A 17,196-nucleotide genomic window follows, 5' to 3' on the forward strand; every position below is an offset into this window, starting at 1 on the left:
CGCCGGCCTGCCGGCGCACCGGAAACTTTGCCGCTACCAGCGTAGCTGGGCGTTGCGCGTGCCGGTGCTGACCTTGATCGACTTGGGCTGGCCCTTGTAACTGGCTTCGATATTGTAGCTGCCTTCTGGCGCACGTATCAGGCAGCGGGGGCCGGCGGCGCGGAAGGTTGCGACCTCCTGTTCGTCGCGGACCAGCTTGACCGCGACGTCGGACAGGAACTCGCCCGCGGTGCCCTGCGTGAACAGGATGCCGATATTGAAATCCTTCTCGCGCTCGGCAAGCGCCTGGCGCTCGTCTTCGGCGACACCGCCACAGACATAGCTGACCGGGCCCATGGTGCGGATCACCAGGTCGTCAGCCGCGGCGCGAGCCTGAAGCGGGCTGCCCAGGACCATGGCAGCGCTAATCAGCGCGGCCAGGCGGAGATGCTGTTGGTTCATCGACGCCTCCAGTGGGGGTGCGGGACAACAAGCGGATGTGCGGACATCATAGCCGCATCGTGCTTGCCGTTCACGACAGTAGGCCGTGGGGCCGCCCCCCAGGGCGGCGGCCCGGCGGCCCGCCGCGTCAGAGTACGTCGCCGGCGTGGTCGGCCAGGCGCGAGCGTTCGCCGCGCGCCAGCGTGATATGGCCGCTGTGGCTCCAGCCCTTGAAGCGGTCCACCACGTAGGTCAGGCCGGACGAGCCTTCAGTCAGGTACGGCGTGTCGATCTGCGCGATATTGCCCAGGCAGATGATCTTGGTACCGGGGCCTGCGCGCGTCACCAGCGTCTTCATCTGCTTGGGCGTCAGGTTCTGCGCCTCGTCGATGATGACGAACTTGTTGACGAAGGTGCGGCCGCGCATGAAATTCATGCTCTTGACCTTGATGCGCGAGCGGATCAGCTCCTGCGTGGCGGCGCGGCCCCAGTCGCCGGCGCTGTCATCGCTCTTCTGCAGCACTTCGAGGTTGTCGTCGAATGCGCCCATCCACGGCTGCATCTTCTCTTCCTCGGTGCCGGGCAGGAAGCCGATGTCCTCGCCGACCGGCACGGTGGCGCGGGTGACGATGATCTCGTTGTAGAGCTTCTGGTCGAGCACCTGCTCCAGGCCTGCCGCCAGCGCCAGCAGGGTCTTGCCGGTACCGGCCTGGCCCAGCAGCGTGACGAAGTCGATGTCCGGATTCATCAGCAGGTTGAGCGCGAAGTTCTGCTCGCGGTTGCGCGCGGTCACGCTCCACACGTTGTTCTTGTGGTGCGTGTAGTCCTTGAGCGTCTGCAGCAGCGCGGTCTTGCCATTGATCTCCTTGACCTGCGCGTACAGCGGCAGGCTGCCGTCGACCGGTTCCAGATAGACGAACTGGTTGACCAGGAAGGACGGCACCAGCGGCCCGGTCAGGCGATAGAACATCGCGCCGGACTTGGGATCCTGCCAGCTTTCCACGCCCTTGCCATGCTTGGCCCAGAAGTCGCCGGGCAACTGCATGACGCCGGCGTAGAGCAGGTCCTTGTCTTCCAGGACCTGGTCGTTGTAGTAGTCCTCCGCCGGCAGCCCCAGTGCGCGCGCCTTGATGCGCATGTTGATGTCTTTGGACACCAGCACGACCTGGCGCTCGGGGTATTGCTGCTGCAGCGCGCTGACCACCCCGAGGATCTGGTTGTCGGCCTTGCCCTGCGGCAGGCCCTCGGGCAGCTTGATGTCGTTCAGCCGCGTCTGGAAGAACAGCTTGCCCTGCGCGTCGCGGTTGCCGAGCTTTTCCAGCGGCAAGCCCTCGTCGAGTACGCCGTCGGTGCCGCCCACCAGCGAATCGAGTGTGCGGCTGACCATGCGCGCGTTGCGCGCGACTTCGCTCATGCCCTTCTTGTGGTTGTCCAGCTCTTCGAGCGTCATCATCGGCAGATAGATGTCGTGTTCCTCGAAGCGGAAGAGCGAGGTCGGGTCGTGCATCAGCACGTTGGTGTCGAGCACGAACAGCTTGCTCGGGCCTTCGGCCTTGCGCGCGCGGCGCGAGGTGCCGGCCACGGGCTTGACCAGGCTGACCGACGGGGCGCTGGCCGTGGGCGCGGGCCCGGCCGGGGTTTCGGTGCTGCGGGCACGGGTACCACCGGCGGCGCGTGCCTTCACGGCAGGCGCCTTGGCCTCGCCGGTTTCCAGCAATGCCACGCGCTCGAGTGCCGGCACAGGTTTCTTCAACTGTGTGGCGGACTTGGCCTTGGGCACCGCGGAGACCGGAGCGAATTCGCTCGGGTCCAGCAATTGGGCAGGCTTGGCGGGCATGGTAGGCAGCGGCATGCTTGGCTTTCCTTTCAGGGGGACGAGAGAGGGGCTAAGGCGTCCGTGCCGCGACGCGCGACTGCGTCGTGGCCAGGGACCGGGGCATGCATGCGCGAGGCACCCGGCGCGGACAGGCATGAGCGCAAACAAAAAAGCCGCCATGCCTGCATAACAGGGTTGGCGGCTTCTTTGCGGACCGGCGACACGGCAGGTCCGCGACCGGCCTGTGGCGCGAACCGCCTGGGCCGGGAAGTCGAATCAGCGTGGCATCCGGAATCTGAACTCATTACGGGCCAATGTATCTGAAGGTCCCGGGTTTGGCAATTGGGTTTGCCAACCCTGTGCGGCGCTGGCTGTATGCCGTGTCGCAGACACGCAAAAAACGCGCAGGGCCTCAGATGGCGCGCACCAGTTCCAGGATTTCGTCGACATGGTTCGGCACCTTGATGCCGCGCAGCTCGTGCCGCAGGATGCCCTTGCCGTCGATGACAAAGGTGCTGCGCTCGATGCCGCGGTACTCCTTGCCGTAAAGCTTTTTCATCTTGATGACATCGAACAGCGAGCACACCGCTTCGTCGCCATCGGAGATCAGTTCGAACGGCAGCTCGAGCTTGGCCTTGAAGTTCTCGTGCGAGCGGATGCTGTCGCGCGAGATGCCGAACACCTGCACGCCGGCCCTGGTGAAATCGTCGTACTGGTCGCGGAAGTTCATGGCCTCCGTGGTGCAACCCGGCGTGTTGTCCTTCGGGTAGAAGTACAGCACCACCGTCTTGCCGCGGAAGTCGGCAAGACGGAAGGTGGCGTCGCCGGTCATCGGCGCGCTGAAGTCGGGTACGGCCTTGTTGAGACTGATCGTCATTCTTGTGGCTCCTGGGCAAGGGGCAGGGAGATTCGGGAAGGGGGTGCTGCCGCCTTAGCGGGAGCAGATTGGGGCGCGCACCCGGACTTCAAGCGTGGCGTGGGCTCAACTTTGCGTGGGCGCCACGCGCCGCCGCTCTGGCCTCAGGTTGCGCCGGCAGCCGGCTCGATCAGCAGCACCGCAGCCACCTTGCGGCCCTCGGCCATCAGGATGTTGTAGGTGCGGCAGGCGGCCTGCATGTCCATCGCGTCCACGCCCACATGGCGGCGCGACAGCGACGCCGTCAGGCGCGGATGCGGGAAGCGCAGGCGCGCGCCGGTGCCAAGCAGCACCACTTCGGGATTGAGTTCGGCCAGCTGTTCGAAATGGGCCGGTTCCAGGTCTTCGAAGCGGTTCACCGGCCAGGGCCGGATCTCGCCTTCGGGCATGACCAGGATCGAGGTGGTGTGGCGGACGAGGTTGATCTCGATATAGTCCGGCCCATAGGCCGTGACGGTATTCAGCGACTGGGGCTGGTCGGCGTGGAGTTTCACTTGTAGGCCTCTGCGGCGGCCGCCGGGGATTGCCTGGCCGGCCCGTGGGGCGGATGGCCGGCAGCGCGGGCGGTCGTGGTGTGATGGGCAGGACAGGCGCAGGGTCGGGCCATGGCCCGGGGTCGCTTGCCGTACGCGCCGGTGGCGTACGCTGCAATGCAAGAATACCTGCCGAAGTCTGTCATAATCCGATAAATTATAGCTTTTGCCTCCCTGTTTGCCACGCCTGTGCCACGCCCGCGTTGCATTGCAGCGGACGGCGCCTCCGCGTTCGTTCAGATTTAGCCAGATTTTCTGCCCGGTGCCGCCGACGCGGCACACTATCCCTGCCCGACAGCTTGCCCCGACATCGCCGTGAAACCCATCCAGAAATCCAACAAACTCAATAACGTTTGCTACGACATCCGCGGTCCGGTGCTGGAAAAGGCCAAGCAGATGGAGGAAGAAGGGCACAAGATCATCAAGCTGAATATCGGCAACCTGGCCGTATTCGGTTTTGACGCGCCCGAAGAGATTCAGCAGGACATGATGCGAAACCTGCCGAATTCGGCAGGTTATTCTGATTCCAAGGGCATTTTCGCCGCGCGTAAGGCGATCATGCACTATACCCAGCAAAAAAATATCGAAGGCGTTGGCCTGGACGATATTTATGTCGGCAACGGCGCCTCCGAGCTGATCGTGATGGCGGTCAACGCGCTGCTCAACACCGGCGATGAAGTGCTGGTGCCGGCGCCCGACTACCCGCTGTGGACGGCCGCGGTCAGCCTGTCGGGCGGCACGCCGGTGCACTATATCTGCGACGAGGCCAACGAGTGGATGCCCGATCCGGCCGATATTCGCGCCCGCATCACGCCGCATACCAAGGCCATCGTCATCATCAACCCGAACAACCCCACCGGGGCGCTGTATTCGGACGAACTGCTGCTCGAGATCGTCGCCATCGCGCGCGAGCACGGACTGATCATCTTTGCCGACGAGATCTATGACAAGGTCCTGTACGACGGCGTCACCCACACCTCGATCGCCTCGCTGTCGACCGACGTGCTGACGGTGACCTTCAACGGCCTGTCCAAGAACTACCGCTCGTGCGGCTACCGCGCCGGCTGGATGGTGGTGTCGGGCGACAAGCGCCCGGCCATCGACTACATCGAAGGCCTGAACATGCTGTCGTCGATGCGCCTGTGCGCCAACGTGCCGGGCCAGTGGGCGATCCAGACCGCGCTGGGCGGCTACCAGAGCATCAACGACCTGGTCGCGGAAGGCGGGCGCCTGCGCCGCCAGCGCGACCTGGCCTACGAACTGATCACCGCGATCCCGGGCGTGACCTGCGTCAAGCCCAAGGCGGCGCTGTACCTGTTCCCGAAGCTGGACCTGTCGATGTACCCGGTGCAGGACGACCAGGAGTTCATCTATGAACTGCTGCAGGAGTCCAAGGTACTGCTGGTGCAAGGCTCCGGCTTCAACTGGGCCAAGCCCGACCATTTCCGCATCGTGTTCCTGCCGCATGAGGAAGACCTGCGCGAGGCCATCGGCCGTATCGCGCGCTTCCTCGAGGCGTACCGGAAACGCCACGGCAAGGCAGCGGCCTGATTCACGCGGCCGCGCCGCAACCCATCCCTAGCAACTCAGAAGATTTGTCCATGAACCCCATCAAAGTTGGCCTGCTCGGCATCGGTACCGTCGGTAGCGGCACGTTCAACGTGCTCAAGCGCAACCAGGAAGAAATTCGTCGCCGCGCCGGCCGCGGCATCGAGATTGCCGTGGTGGCCGATCTCAACACCGAACGCGCGCGCGAACTGACCAACGGGGAAGTGGAGATCGTCAGCGACGCGCACCAGGTAGTGACGCGACCCGACATCGATATTGTCATCGAACTGATCGGCGGCTACGGCGTGGCGCGCGAGCTGGTGCTCAAGGCTATCGAGAACGGCAAGCACGTGGTCACCGCCAACAAGGCGCTGCTGGCCGTGCATGGCAACGAGATCTTCGAAGCCGCGCGCAAGAAGGGCGTGATCGTGGCCTTCGAGGCCGCGGTCGCCGGCGGCATCCCCATCATCAAGGCGCTGCGCGAAGGCCTGACCGCCAACCGCATCCAGTGGATCGCCGGCATCATCAACGGCACCACCAACTTCATCCTGTCCGAGATGCGCGACAAGGGCCTGGATTTCGACGTGGTCCTGAAGGAAGCGCAGCAACTGGGCTATGCCGAGGCTGACCCGACCTTCGACATCGAGGGCGTCGATGCCGCGCACAAGGTCACGCTGATGAGCGCGATCGCCTTCGGCATGCCGGTGCAATTCGACCGCGCGCACGTGGAAGGCATCACCAGGCTGTCCGCCACCGACATCAAGTACGCCGAGGAACTGGGCTATCGCATCAAGCTGCTCGGCATCACGCGCCGCCGCGACGACGGCGTGGAACTGCGCGTGCATCCGACCCTGGTGCCGGCCGCGCGCCTGATCGCGAACGTGGAAGGCGCCATGAACGCCGTGCTGGTGCAGGGCGACGCCGTGGGCGCGACGCTGTACTACGGCAAGGGCGCCGGCGCGGAGCCGACCGCTTCGGCCGTGATCGCCGACCTGGTCGACGTGACCCGCCTGCACACCGCCGACCCGAACCACCGCGTGCCGCACCTGGCGTTCCAGCCGGACGAGCTGTCGAGCGTGCCGGTGCTGCCGATCGAAGAGATCAACAGCTCGTACTACCTGCGCATGCGCGTGGCCGACGAGACCGGCGTGCTGGCCGAGATCACCCGCATCCTGGCCGAGGGCGGCATCTCGATCGACGCCATGCTGCAGAAGGAATCGCGCGAAGGCGAGCCGCAGACCGACATCATCATCCTGACGCACATCACGCGCGAGAAGCACGTCAACGCCGCCATCGCCAAGATCGAGGCGCTGCAGACCGTGCTGTCCGACGTGACGCGCCTGCGCATGGAAGAACTGAACTAAGCGCAGCCACCGTACCGCACACATGAAATACCAGTCGACCCGCGGCCATGACATGCCGCAATCGTTCTCCGAGATCCTTCTCGGCGGCCTGGCCCCGGATGGCGGCCTGTACCTGCCGAAGCAGTATCCGCAAGTCACGGCCGACGAGCTGGAGGCCTGGCGCAAGCTGCCGTATGCCGACCTGGCTTATGAAATCCTGCGCAAGTTCTGCGACGACATTCCGTCCGAGGACCTGCGCGCGCTGACGCGCAAGACCTACACCGCCGAGGTGTACTGCAACGCGCGCGAGGGCGACAACACCGCCGACATCACGCCGCTGCGCACGCTGGGCGAAGAGGGCGGTACGAAGCTGCAACTGCTGGGCCTGTCCAACGGCCCGACGCTGGCCTTCAAGGACATGGCGATGCAGTTGCTCGGCAACCTGTTCGAGTACGCGCTCGCCCGTGCCGGCCAGGAGCTGAACATCCTGGGCGCCACCTCCGGCGACACCGGCAGCGCGGCCGAATACGCGATGCGCGGCAAGCGCGGCATCCGCGTGTTCATGCTGAGCCCGCACCGCAAGATGAGCGCGTTCCAGACCGCGCAGATGTTCAGCCTGCAGGACCCGAACATCTTCAACATCGCCATCGAAGGCGTGTTCGACGACGCCCAGGATATCGTCAAGGCCGTCTCCAACGACCACGATTTCAAGGCGCGCCAGAAGATCGGCACGGTCAACTCGATCAACTGGGCGCGCGTGGTGGCCCAGGTGGTGTACTACTTCAAGGGCTGGCTGCTCGCGACCGATGGCCCCGGCCAGAAGGTCTCGTTCTGCGTGCCGTCGGGCAACTTCGGCAATGTCTGCGCCGGCCATATCGCGCGCATGATGGGCCTGCCCATCGACAAGCTGGTGGTCGCCACCAACGAGAACGACGTGCTCGACGAATTCTTCCGCACCGGCGCCTACCGCGTGCGCAAGTCGGCGGAGACGTACCACACTTCCAGCCCGAGCATGGACATCTCCAAGGCCTCGAACTTCGAGCGCTTCGTGTTCGACCTGCTGGGCCAGGACGCCGGCAAGCTGGCCGCGCTGTTCCGCGACGTGGAAGAGCAGGGCGGCTTCGACCTGTCGGGCACGCCGGAATTCGACCGTATCCGCCAGTTCGGCTTTGTCTCGGGCCGCAGCACGCACGAGGACCGGGTGGCGACCATCCGCGACCTGTCGTCGCGCTATGGCATCACCATCGATACCCACACCGCCGACGGCGTCAAGGTGGCGCGCGAGCATCTCAGCGCCGGCGTGCCGATGGTGGTGCTGGAAACCGCGCTGCCGGCCAAGTTCGCCGACACCATCCGCGAGGCGCTCGGCCACGAGCCGGAGCGTCCGGCCAGGTTCGAAGGCATCGAGAGCCTGCCGCAGCGCTTTGAAGTGATGCCGGCCGACGCCGCCAGGGTCAAGGCTTATATCGCCGGCCACACCGGCCTGTAAGTAATCTTGGCACATGGGCACGCTGCGGCACCGCGGCGTGCCGTGTCCGCGCCAACTCGCTACAATCAGGCTGCGGGCCCGATCCTCGGCCCCCGGATTGCTTTCCCCGTCATGGTCGGAGGCAATGCGCGGGCCGTTTTTCATGGGCCAACCTCTTCGCATACTGTGCCCATCGCACCATGACCCAAGCCGCAGCACCTTCCCGTCCCCCAATGCTGACCATGGCCCAGGCGCTCGACGCGCTGCTGTCCGCCGCGCGCCCGCTGGCGCAGGTGGAGCAGGTCGACACGCTTGACGCCAATGGCCGCGTGCTGGCCGCGCCCGTGGCCAGCACGTTGCGCGTGCCGCCGGCCGACAACACCTCGATGGATGGCTACGTCATGCGCGCCGCCGACGTCCCGGCAGCGGGCACGCGGCTGCGCGTGTCGCAGCGGATTCCGGCAGGACATGTCGGCACCGAACTGGAGCCCGGCACCGCCGCGCGCATCTTTACCGGAGGCCTGATTCCGCCGGGTGCCGACGCCGTCGTGATGCAGGAGCAATGCACGGCGGAGGGCGAGGACGTGATCATCAACCACGTGCCGCAATCCGGTGAATGGATCCGGCGCGCAGGCGAGGACATCGAGGCCGGCAGCGTGATCCTGCCCGCGGGCACGCGGCTGACGCCGCAGGCGCTGGGCCTGGCCGCGTCGGTCGGCCAGGCGAAGCTGGACGTGGTGCGCCGGGTGCGCGTCGCGGTGTTCTTCACCGGAGACGAACTGGCGATGCCGGGCGAACCGCTCAGGCCGGGCGCGATCTACAACTCGAACCGCTTCACGCTGCGCGGCCTGCTGGAAAACCTGGGCTGCGAAGTCAGCGACTTCGGCATCGTGCCCGATACGCTGGCCGCCACGCGCGAGACGCTGCGCCGCGCGGCGCAGGGGCACGACCTGATCATCACCTCGGGCGGCGTGTCGGTCGGCGAGGAAGACCATATCAAGCCCGCGGTAGAGGCGGAAGGCCGCCTCGACATGTGGCAGATCGCGATCAAGCCGGGCAAGCCGCTGGCGTTCGGCCAGGTCAACAGCGCGGGGTCAGAACCGGCGTTTTTCCTGGGTTTGCCGGGCAATCCGGTGTCAAGCTTCGTCACCTTCCTGCTGTTCGTGCGCCCGTTCATCCTGCGCCTGCAGGGCGTGGCCGACGTGGCGCCGCGCCGCCTGCCGCTGCGCGCCGATTTCGAGCTGAAGAAGGGTGACCGCCGCAACGAGTTCCTGCGCGCGCGCATCAACGGCGAAGGCGGCCTGGACCTGTTCCCCAACCAGAGCTCCGGCGTGCTCACTTCCACGGTATGGGGCGACGGGCTGGTCGACAACCCGCCCAACCAGGCCATCGCGCGCGGCGATACCGTGCAATTCATTCCGTTTGACGGCCTGCTCGCATAGCCGGCCCGCATTACCAGCAAGTACACAGAGGCAGTCATGACCATCGAACTACGATTCTTCGCCAGCGTGCGCGAACAGCTCGGCGTGGCAGAGGAACGCGCCGAGGTGCCGGCCGAGGTGCGCACCGTGGGCGAGCTGCGCCAGTGGCTGCGCCAGCGCGGCGGCGCCTGGGCCGAGACCCTGGCCGAAGGCCGCGCGCTGCGCATGGCCGTCGACCACGCGGTGGCGCGCCCCGATACGGCGATCACCGATGGCTGTGAGGTGGCATTCTTCCCGCCCGTTACCGGAGGCTGAGATGAGCGTCAGGGTACAGCGCGAGGATTTCGACCTGGGTGCCGAGGTGGCGGCACTGCGCGCCGGCAATCCGCAGGTCGGCGCCGTGGCCAGCTTTATCGGCACCGTGCGCGATGTCAGCGAGGGCAGCGCCGTCAGCGCGATGGAGCTTGAGCACTACCCGGGCATGACCGAGAAGGCGCTGGCGCAGATCGAAGCGGCCGCGTGCGCGCGCTGGGAACTGCTGGGCGTCACCGTCATCCATCGCGTCGGCCCGCTGCTGCCACTTGACCAGATCGTGCTGGTCGCGGTTGCATCGAAGCATCGCGGCAATGCGTTCGCGGCTTGCGAATTCATCATGGATTACCTCAAGTCCGAAGCGCCGTTCTGGAAGAAGGAAGAAACGCCGGAGGGGGCGCGCTGGGTCGATGCACGCGTGACCGATGAAGACGCGCTGAAGCGCTGGGGCATCCAGTCGATCAACGCCAGCGGCGAGGGCGGCGAGGGCGGCGAGGGCGGCGAGGATAATCCCTGATGGGTCCGATGGGGTTTGTCGCCGTCGGTGTCGGCGCCGCGGCGGGGGCATGGCTGCGCTGGGGTTTCTCGGTGCTGTGGAATGCGCTCAACCCCGCGCTGCCATACGGCACGCTGGCCGCCAACCTGCTGGGCGGCTACCTGATCGGCCTGGCAGTTGGCTTTTTCGATACCCACGCCGGCCTGCCGCCGGAATGGCGCCTGCTGGCCATCACCGGTTTCCTTGGCGGCCTGACCACGTTCTCGACCTTTTCCAGCGAGGTGCTTGCCAACCTGCTCGCCAGCGACTATGGCTGGGCGGCGATGCACCTGCTGCTGCATCTCGGCGGCTCGCTGCTGCTGACCGCGCTGGGGCTCTGGACCTACCGCGTGCTGGCCTGAGCCACGAGCGCGCGTAGCGCGGCGTTGAATGCCTGCGGCTGTTCCATGTGCGGACTGTGGCCGGCACCGGCGACCACGCTCAGGCCCGCATCAGGCCGCAAGGCGCGGGTGGCGATCCCTACCGCCGGCGCATACAGCCGGCTGGCGTTGCCATACAGGTGGAACAGCGGCAGGCGCGCCGCGCGCAGCGTATCGCGGAAGTCCTGCCCTGCCATGTCTTCCCATAGTGCGGCCAGCGTGGCGGCCTCGCAGCTCTCCGCCATCCGCGCAATGCGCTGCATCGCCGCGCCGTCGGGGCGCCGTCCCGCCGCCCACAGTCCCAGTGCCACCGAAGGCGCCAGCCGCGGCCAGTCGGCGCGGATGCGCGCCGCCATCTGGCGGGCCTGGGCCATGTCGTAGTGGCCGTGAAGCCCGTGCGGCCATTGCGGGTCGGTGAACAGCCGGGGCGTCATGTCGATGCTGCCGACTGCCGCCAGTGGACAACCCGGATGGTCACGCAGCAGCGTCCATGCCACCATCGCGCCCATCGACCAGCCCACCACGACCACATCGGCCAGTCCGAGATGACGTACCAGCGCCGCGGCATCGTTCGCCAGCGCCGCGATGGTGCCGCCGGTGGCGTGCCGCGAAAGCCCGTGGCCGGCATGGTCGGGCGCAATCACCCTGAACCCCGCCAGCGCCAGTGCGCGCTGCCCGTCGAAGGCCTCGCCGTTGACGGACCAGCCGTGCAACAGCAGCAATGGCCGGCCGTCGCCGGCTTCGCGCCAGCCCGGGAGGGCGCCAAGCGCCGGGTGGTTGGCAAAGGGCGGGGCGGCTGCGCTGTCACGAGCCGAATCGGGAGCGTCCAACGACGTGTCTCTCCAGGCGGTGGGTGAAAGGCGATGCAAGGGAGGGGCAGGGTGCGCCTCTATTGACATCCACGCCGGTCAATTTATACGATGAAACATGAATCAGATATCAGGTTTTGCCTGCATATCGGTTTCCGGGGTGGCAGCAGGTGCGAGAAGGTGCCTGCGGCGTGACCCGAAGCGGCTGGCATTCCAATGACAAGGCGCGCAGCGCCACCGGAGACAAGATGTCCCAGACCGAGACTGGCGAAGTCGGCGAAGCCACCGACATGGCCCACGCCGGCGGCATGTGCCCGCCCAAGACGGCGCGCGGGCAAAAGACCCGGGCAGCATTGCTTCGCGCCGCAGAAAAGGTGTTCGGCGAGAAGGGCTACTACGCCGCCTCGATCTCCGAGATCACGCAGGAAGCCAAGGTCGCCATGGGCACCTTCTACCTGTACTTCAAGGACAAGGAAGACATTTTCCGCGCGCTCGTCAGCCACATGCTGGAACTGGTGCGCGCCCACCTGCGCAAGCACGTGGCCAGCGCCGCCAGCCAGATGGAAGCCGAGCGGCTGGGCCTGAAGGCCTTTCTCTCATTCGTTTCGCGCCACAAGAACCTGTACCGCATCGTGCTGGACTCGTACTCGGTGGACGAAACCATCTACAGCAGCTACTTCCAGGTCTTTGCCGAGCTCTACAGCCGGCGGCTGGAGCGCGCCGAAGAGCAGGGCGAGATCGTCGCCGGCGACGCCGAGGTGCGCGCCTGGTGCCTGATCGGCATCAGCAACTTCCTGGGCATGCGCTATGCGCGCTGGAAGCGTCCGGCTTCGATGGAGAAGGTGGTCGATACCGCCTTCGACCTGATCGCCAACGGCTTGCAGCCGCGATGACCTTGGCCGCGATAACCATGGCCGAAGATTCGCTGGTCCTGCTCGAACGCAGGGACGGCGTGGCGCTGCTGCGCCTGAACCGGCCGCAGCGGCACAACAGCCTCGTGCCGGCATTGCTCGAAGCCTTGCTGGCCGCGCTGGACGAGGTCGAAGCCGACAACTCGGTTCGCGCCGTGGTGCTGACGCATGCCGGGAGCAATTTCTCGACCGGCGGCGACGTGGCGGCCTTCGCGGCGCAAGGCGATGCCATTGCCGCTTACGCCAGCGAGTTGCTCGGACTGCTGAACCGGTCGATCCTGCGCCTCGCGGCACTGCGCTGCCCGGTGGTGGCGGCCGTCGAAGGCTGGCTGACCGGCGGCTCGCTCGGGTTGATGCTGGCCTGCGACATGGCCGTGCTCGCGCAGGATGCGCGCATCGCACCGTTCTATACGGTGGTGGGCTTCAGCCCCGACGGCGGCTGGACGGCGATGCTGCCGCAGCTGGCCGGACCGGCACGGGCGCGCGCCTGGCAATTGAACAACACGGTCGTCGCGGCGCCGGATGCCGTTGCGCATGGTTTGGCCTGCGCGCTGTCGGCACCCGGTGCGGCCGAGGCCGATGCCATCGCGCTGGCGCGCGGCGTGGCGGACAAGATGCCCGGCAGCGTGGCGCGTACCCGCGCGCTGCTGCGCTGGGACGCCGACGCGCTGGCAGCGGGCCTGGAACGCGAGCGCGCCGCCTTCATCGCGCAGATTGCCAGCGCGGAGACTGCCGACGGCATGCGCCGCTTCCTTGCCGGGCGATCGCGAGAGTAGCCGGGCAGCAGACATTCCACGCAGTTGCAGCAGGTTCCAGCCCTACCAACGCAAAAGAAACCGAACACAGGAGACAGCCATGCAAAGCAACCCCTTCGCCGTACGCGCCCTGGTCATGGCCGCCGGCCTTCTTGCCACCGGCGCCGCGCTGGCCAAGGACATCCGCATTGCCCACGTCTACGACAAGACCGGCGCGCTGGAAGCGTATGCCAAGCAGACCCAGACCGGCCTGCTGATGGGCCTGGAATACGCCACCAACGGCACCATGACGGTCAACGGCAACAAGCTGGTGGTGATCGAAAAGGATACGCAGGGCAAGCCCGACGTGGCCAAGGCGCAGCTTGCTGCCGCCTACAGCGACGACCGCGCCGATATCGCCGTCGGCCCGACCTCGTCCGGCACCGCCCTGGCTATGCTGTCCGTGGCCGAGGAATACAAGAAGGTGCTGCTGGTCGAGCCCGCCGTCGCCGATTCGATCACCGGTGACAAGTGGAACCGCTATATCTTCCGCACCGGCCGCAATTCGTCGCAGGACGCGATCTCCAACGCCGTGGCGCTGGACAAGCCGGGCGTGACCATCGCCACGCTGGCGCAGGACTACGCCTTCGGCCGTGACGGCGTGAAGGCGTTCAAGGGCGCGCTCAAGAACGCGAAGATCGTCCATGAGGAATACCTGCCCACCAACACGACGGACTTCACCGCCGGTGCGCAGCGCCTGTTCGATTCGCTCAAGGACAAGCCCGGCCGCAAGGTGATCTTCATCATCTGGGCCGGTGCCGGCAATCCATTCAAGATCGCAGACCTCGATCCCAGGCGCTACGGCATCGAGATCGCCACCGGCGGCAACATCCTGCCGGCGATGACCAGCTACAAGAACTTCCCGGGCATGGAAGGGGCCACGTACTACTACTTCGGCATCCCCAAGAACAAGGCCAACGAGTGGCTGGTGTCGAACCACTACAGCAAGTTCAAGGCGCCGCCCGATTTCTTCACCGCCGGCGGCATGACCGCAGGCATCGCGCTGGTCGAGGCGCTGAAGAAGACCAACGGCGACACCGGCACCGACAAGCTGATCATGGCGATGGAAGGGATGTCGTTCGAGACGCCCAAGGGCAAGATGACCTTCCGCAAGGAAGACCACCAGGCGATGCAGTCGATGTACCACTTCAAGATCAAGGTGGATCCGGCCTTTGCCTGGGGCGTGCCTGAACTCGTGCGCGAGATCAAGCCCGAAGAAATGAACGTCCCCGTGCGCAACCAACGCTGATGAGCGCGCCAGCCTCTTCCGCCCCCTCCGCCCGCTCTGCCGGCCTGCCGGCGTCGCAATCGCCCGCCGCGCAGCGCGGCACGGCAGCGGCGGCCGGCGCCCGGCCGCTGCTCGAGACGCGCGAGCTGACCATCCGCTTCGGCGGCCATGTCGCGGTCAATGCGGTGTCGTGCGCGTTCCGGCCAGGCGAGCTGACCTGCATCGTCGGCCCGAACGGCGCCGGCAAGACCACGTACTTCAACCTGGTCTCGGGACAGTTGCCGTCCACTGCCGGGCAGATCCTGCTCGACGGCGAGGACGTGACGCGCCTGCCGGTGTCGCAGAGAACCCGGCGCGGCATTGGCCGGGCCTTCCAGCTGACCAGCCTGTTCCCGCAGCTGTCCGTGCTGGAGAACGTGCGCCTGGCGGTGCAGGCGCGGCAGCAGCGCGGCATCGACCTGTTCTCGATGTGGACCAGCCACCGCGGCGTGCGCGCGCAGGCGCTGGCGATCCTGGAGCGCGTGGCGCTGGCGGGCAAGCAGCACCTGACGGTGGCATCGCTGCCGCATGGCGACCAGCGCAAGCTGGAAGTCGGCATCCTGCTGGCGCTGCAGCCGCGCGTGTTCATGTTCGACGAACCCACCGCGGGCATGAGCGTGGACGAGGTGCCGGTGATCCTGGACCTGATCCGCGAGATCCGCCAGGACCGCAGCAAGACCGTGCTGCTGGTCGAGCACAAGATGGATGTGGTGCGCTCGCTGGCGGATCGCATCATCGTGCTGCACAACGGCACGCTCGTGGCTGACGGCGATCCCGCCGAGGTGATCGCGTCGCCGGTCGTGCAGCAGGCTTACCTCGGCATGGCGGAGGAAGAAAAGACGGAGGGCGCCAACCATGGCTGACGCGCAACACGCGACGCCGATCCTGCGGCTGCAGGGCGTGCAGACCCATATCGGCCCGTATCACATCCTGCACGGCGTCAGCTTCGACGTGCCGCGCGGCGGCGTGACCATGCTGCTGGGACGCAACGGCGCCGGCAAGACCACCACGCTGCGCACCATCATGGGCCTGTGGCAGGCGAGCGCGGGCACGGTGACCTTCGACGGCACGGACATCACGCGCCACAGCACGCCGTCGATCGCGCAGGCGGGCATCGCCTACGTGCCGGAGAACATGAGCGTGTTCTCGGACCTCACCGTTGCCGAGAACATGCGCCTGGCCGCGCGCAGCGGGGCCATCGACGAGCGGCGGCTGGACTGGGTCTTTCGCATGTTCCCGGCGCTGAAGACCTTCTGGCACCAGCGTGCCGGCGTGCTGTCGGGCGGGCAGAAGCAGATGCTGTCGGTGGCGCGCGCGATCATCGAGCCGCGCAAGCTGCTGATCGTCGACGAGCCCACCAAGGGATTGGCACCCGCGATCATCCAGAACATGATCCATGTATTCCGCGAGCTGAAGCAGACCGACGTATCGATCCTGCTGGTGGAGCAGAACTTCAACATGGCGAAGTCGGTGGGAGATACGGTGGCGGTGATGGATGACGGACGCACCGTGCATGCGGGGACAATGGCGGCGCTGGCGGGAGATGAGGGGCTGCAGCAGCAATTGCTGGGGCTGTCGCTGGCGGCGCACCAGTAGCCAGGACGCTTCGACGAGACCGATTGTTTGCTCCCCTTTCCCGCTTGCGGGAGAGGGAGCACACCGAACGCGGAGAGTCAGCCGCGGCAGGATGGAGACCCATGACAACTTCAACGACCTTACCCACCGCACTGCCGGCTGCCCTGCCCAAGGTCCGGCTCGACTGGACCCCGCTGGCCCTGGCGCCGCTGCTGATGCTGCTGGCGTTTCCGCTGGTCGGCAGTCCTTCCACCTGGCTTACGCTGACCGTTGCCGGGCTGGCGATGGGAATGATCATCTTCGTGGTGTCCTCCGGACTGACGCTGGTCTTCGGCCTGATGGACGTGCTCAACTTCGGCCACGGCGCCTTCATCGCGCTGGGCGCCTACGTGGCGGCATCGGTGCTGCTGCCGATGGCGGGCTGGGTGGAGGCGGACAGCCTTGTGCAGAACCTGGCGGTTTTCGCGTTGGCGATCGCTGCGGCAATGGTCGCCGCCGGCGCGGTCGGCCTGTTCTTCGAGCGGGTGGTGGTGCGGCCGGTCTACGGCCAGCACCTGAAGCAGATCCTGATCACCATGGGCGGCATGATCGTCGCCGAGCAGCTGATCAAGGCGATCTGGGGCCCGGAGACCATCGCGCTGCAGGTGCCCACCACCTTCCGCGGCGCAGTGCTGCTTGGGGATGCCGCAATCGAGAAGTACCGGCTGATCGCGATGGTGCTCGGGCTGGTGATCTTTATCGCGATGCTGCTGCTGCTCAACCGCACCCGCATCGGCCTGCTGATCCGCGCGGGCGTGGAGAACCGCGAGATGGTCGAGGCGCTCGGCTACCGCATCCGCCGGCTGTTTATCGGCGTATTCGTCGTCGGCGCCGGCCTGGCCGGGCTGGGCGGCGTGCTGTGGGGCCTGTACCAGCAGAACATCACCGCGGCGATCGGGGCGCAGGTCAATGTGCTGATCTTTATCGTCATCATCATCGGCGGGCTGGGCTCGACCACGGGCTGCTTCGTCGGCGCGCTGCTGGTCGGGCTGATGGCCAACTACACCGGCTTCCTGTTCCCGAAGGTTGCGCTGTTCTCCAACATCCTGCTGATGATGCTGATCCTGCTGTGGCGCCCGCAAGGGCTGTTCCCGGTGGCGCGGCGCTGA

18 protein-coding genes are annotated in these 17,196 nt (G+C 66.4%); 13 read left to right on the top strand and 5 right to left on the bottom strand.

Features of this window, described 5'->3' with window-relative positions:
- Nucleotides 1–33: 33 nt before the first annotated feature.
- The 4 genes from J8I82_RS01390 to J8I82_RS01405 form a co-directional block, all read right to left on the bottom strand.
- Nucleotides 34–441 (bottom strand): hypothetical protein, encoded by a 408-nt coding sequence (locus J8I82_RS01390; RefSeq protein ID WP_209753955.1) that lies wholly within the window; start codon nt 439–441, stop codon nt 34–36.
- Nucleotides 442–568: 127 nt separating this feature from the next.
- Complete coding sequence (locus J8I82_RS01395) at nt 569–2,272, bottom strand: PhoH family protein (protein WP_209753957.1); 1,704 nt, start codon at nt 2,270–2,272, stop codon at nt 569–571.
- A gap of 376 nt (nt 2,273–2,648) precedes the next feature.
- Nucleotides 2,649–3,113, bottom strand: coding sequence for a peroxiredoxin (locus J8I82_RS01400; RefSeq protein WP_209753959.1), 465 nt, complete (start codon nt 3,111–3,113; stop codon nt 2,649–2,651).
- A 143-nt stretch (nt 3,114–3,256) separates the two neighbouring features.
- Entirely contained in the window at nt 3,257–3,646 is a 390-nt protein-coding gene (locus tag J8I82_RS01405) for an Mth938-like domain-containing protein (protein ID WP_209753961.1), read from the bottom strand.
- 354 nt (nt 3,647–4,000) lie between these two features.
- On the opposite strand from J8I82_RS01405, the gene J8I82_RS01410 reads away from it, so the two are divergent.
- From J8I82_RS01410 to crcB, 7 genes are all read left to right on the top strand, one after another.
- A complete protein-coding gene (locus tag J8I82_RS01410) occupies nt 4,001–5,236 on the top strand; it encodes a pyridoxal phosphate-dependent aminotransferase (protein ID WP_133096458.1) in 1,236 nt (411 codons plus the stop codon).
- Nucleotides 5,237–5,286: 50 nt separating this feature from the next.
- Nucleotides 5,287–6,597, top strand: coding sequence for a homoserine dehydrogenase (locus J8I82_RS01415; protein ID WP_209753963.1), 1,311 nt, complete (start codon nt 5,287–5,289; stop codon nt 6,595–6,597).
- 22 nt (nt 6,598–6,619) lie between these two features.
- Nucleotides 6,620–8,065 (top strand): threonine synthase, encoded by a 1,446-nt coding sequence (thrC, locus tag J8I82_RS01420; protein WP_209753965.1) that lies wholly within the window; start codon nt 6,620–6,622, stop codon nt 8,063–8,065.
- Between the two features lie 179 nt (nt 8,066–8,244).
- Nucleotides 8,245–9,486, top strand: a complete 1,242-nt coding sequence (locus J8I82_RS01425) for a molybdopterin molybdotransferase MoeA (RefSeq protein WP_209753967.1) — start codon at nt 8,245–8,247, stop codon at nt 9,484–9,486.
- 36 nt (nt 9,487–9,522) lie between these two features.
- The gene (moaD, locus tag J8I82_RS01430) at nt 9,523–9,780 is read left to right on the top strand and encodes a molybdopterin converting factor subunit 1 (RefSeq protein ID WP_029048714.1); all 258 of its coding nucleotides are present in this window, start codon (nt 9,523–9,525) and stop codon (nt 9,778–9,780) included.
- Nucleotide 9,781: 1 nt separating this feature from the next.
- Nucleotides 9,782–10,294, top strand: coding sequence for a molybdopterin synthase catalytic subunit MoaE (gene moaE / locus J8I82_RS01435; RefSeq protein ID WP_209753969.1), 513 nt, complete (start codon nt 9,782–9,784; stop codon nt 10,292–10,294).
- Nucleotides 10,294–10,674 (top strand): fluoride efflux transporter CrcB, encoded by a 381-nt coding sequence (gene crcB, locus J8I82_RS01440; RefSeq protein WP_209753971.1) that lies wholly within the window; start codon nt 10,294–10,296, stop codon nt 10,672–10,674. The genes moaE and crcB overlap by 1 nt, the downstream gene beginning before the upstream one ends.
- Here crcB and J8I82_RS01445 read toward each other — a convergent pair.
- A complete protein-coding gene (locus J8I82_RS01445) occupies nt 10,656–11,522 on the bottom strand; it encodes an alpha/beta fold hydrolase (protein ID WP_245179291.1) in 867 nt (288 codons plus the stop codon). The genes crcB and J8I82_RS01445 overlap by 19 nt on opposite strands.
- Before the next feature lie 227 nt (nt 11,523–11,749).
- Here J8I82_RS01445 and J8I82_RS01450 point away from each other — a divergent pair, with 227 nt between their 5' ends.
- From J8I82_RS01450 to J8I82_RS01475, 6 genes are all read left to right on the top strand, one after another.
- A complete protein-coding gene (locus J8I82_RS01450) occupies nt 11,750–12,394 on the top strand; it encodes a TetR/AcrR family transcriptional regulator (RefSeq protein WP_209753973.1) in 645 nt (214 codons plus the stop codon).
- Nucleotides 12,395–12,411: 17 nt separating this feature from the next.
- Nucleotides 12,412–13,188 (top strand): enoyl-CoA hydratase/isomerase family protein, encoded by a 777-nt coding sequence (locus J8I82_RS01455; RefSeq protein WP_209753975.1) that lies wholly within the window; start codon nt 12,412–12,414, stop codon nt 13,186–13,188.
- A gap of 79 nt (nt 13,189–13,267) precedes the next feature.
- Nucleotides 13,268–14,455, top strand: a complete 1,188-nt coding sequence (locus J8I82_RS01460; protein WP_209753978.1) for a substrate-binding domain-containing protein — start codon at nt 13,268–13,270, stop codon at nt 14,453–14,455.
- 107 nt (nt 14,456–14,562) lie between these two features.
- Nucleotides 14,563–15,336, top strand: a complete 774-nt coding sequence (locus J8I82_RS01465; protein ID WP_209754402.1) for an ABC transporter ATP-binding protein — start codon at nt 14,563–14,565, stop codon at nt 15,334–15,336.
- Nucleotides 15,329–16,069, top strand: a complete 741-nt coding sequence (locus J8I82_RS01470) for a branched-chain amino acid ABC transporter ATP-binding protein (RefSeq protein WP_209753980.1) — start codon at nt 15,329–15,331, stop codon at nt 16,067–16,069. Before J8I82_RS01465 ends, J8I82_RS01470 begins: the two co-directional genes overlap by 8 nt.
- A gap of 101 nt (nt 16,070–16,170) precedes the next feature.
- Nucleotides 16,171–17,196 carry a branched-chain amino acid ABC transporter permease gene (locus tag J8I82_RS01475; RefSeq protein ID WP_209753982.1) on the top strand — a complete coding sequence of 342 codons (1,026 nt, stop codon included), beginning with the start codon at nt 16,171–16,173 and terminating at the stop codon, nt 17,194–17,196.

The organism is Cupriavidus consociatus (genome assembly GCF_017814975.1).
GTDB classification, from domain to species: domain Bacteria; phylum Pseudomonadota; class Gammaproteobacteria; order Burkholderiales; family Burkholderiaceae; genus Cupriavidus; species Cupriavidus consociatus.

Excerpts from the sequence above, each read along its gene's own strand:
- J8I82_RS01390 (WP_209753955.1), bottom strand. The coding sequence starts at position 441 with ATGAACCAACAGCATCTCCGCCTGGCCGCGCTGATTAGCGCTGCCATG.
- J8I82_RS01395 (WP_209753957.1), bottom strand. The coding sequence starts at position 2,272 with ATGCCGCTGCCTACCATGCCCGCCAAGCCTGCCCAATTGCTGGACCCG.
- J8I82_RS01400 (WP_209753959.1), bottom strand. The coding sequence starts at position 3,113 with ATGACGATCAGTCTCAACAAGGCCGTACCCGACTTCAGCGCGCCGATG.
- J8I82_RS01415 (WP_209753963.1), top strand. The coding sequence starts at position 5,287 with ATGAACCCCATCAAAGTTGGCCTGCTCGGCATCGGTACCGTCGGTAGC.
- thrC (WP_209753965.1), top strand. The coding sequence starts at position 6,620 with ATGAAATACCAGTCGACCCGCGGCCATGACATGCCGCAATCGTTCTCC.
- J8I82_RS01425 (WP_209753967.1), top strand. The coding sequence starts at position 8,245 with ATGACCCAAGCCGCAGCACCTTCCCGTCCCCCAATGCTGACCATGGCC.
- moaD (WP_029048714.1), top strand. The coding sequence starts at position 9,523 with ATGACCATCGAACTACGATTCTTCGCCAGCGTGCGCGAACAGCTCGGC.
- moaE (WP_209753969.1), top strand. The coding sequence starts at position 9,782 with ATGAGCGTCAGGGTACAGCGCGAGGATTTCGACCTGGGTGCCGAGGTG.
- crcB (WP_209753971.1), top strand. The coding sequence starts at position 10,294 with ATGGGTCCGATGGGGTTTGTCGCCGTCGGTGTCGGCGCCGCGGCGGGG.
- J8I82_RS01450 (WP_209753973.1), top strand. The coding sequence starts at position 11,750 with ATGTCCCAGACCGAGACTGGCGAAGTCGGCGAAGCCACCGACATGGCC.
- J8I82_RS01455 (WP_209753975.1), top strand. The coding sequence starts at position 12,412 with ATGGCCGAAGATTCGCTGGTCCTGCTCGAACGCAGGGACGGCGTGGCG.
- J8I82_RS01460 (WP_209753978.1), top strand. The coding sequence starts at position 13,268 with ATGCAAAGCAACCCCTTCGCCGTACGCGCCCTGGTCATGGCCGCCGGC.
- J8I82_RS01470 (WP_209753980.1), top strand. The coding sequence starts at position 15,329 with ATGGCTGACGCGCAACACGCGACGCCGATCCTGCGGCTGCAGGGCGTG.
- J8I82_RS01475 (WP_209753982.1), top strand. The coding sequence starts at position 16,171 with ATGACAACTTCAACGACCTTACCCACCGCACTGCCGGCTGCCCTGCCC.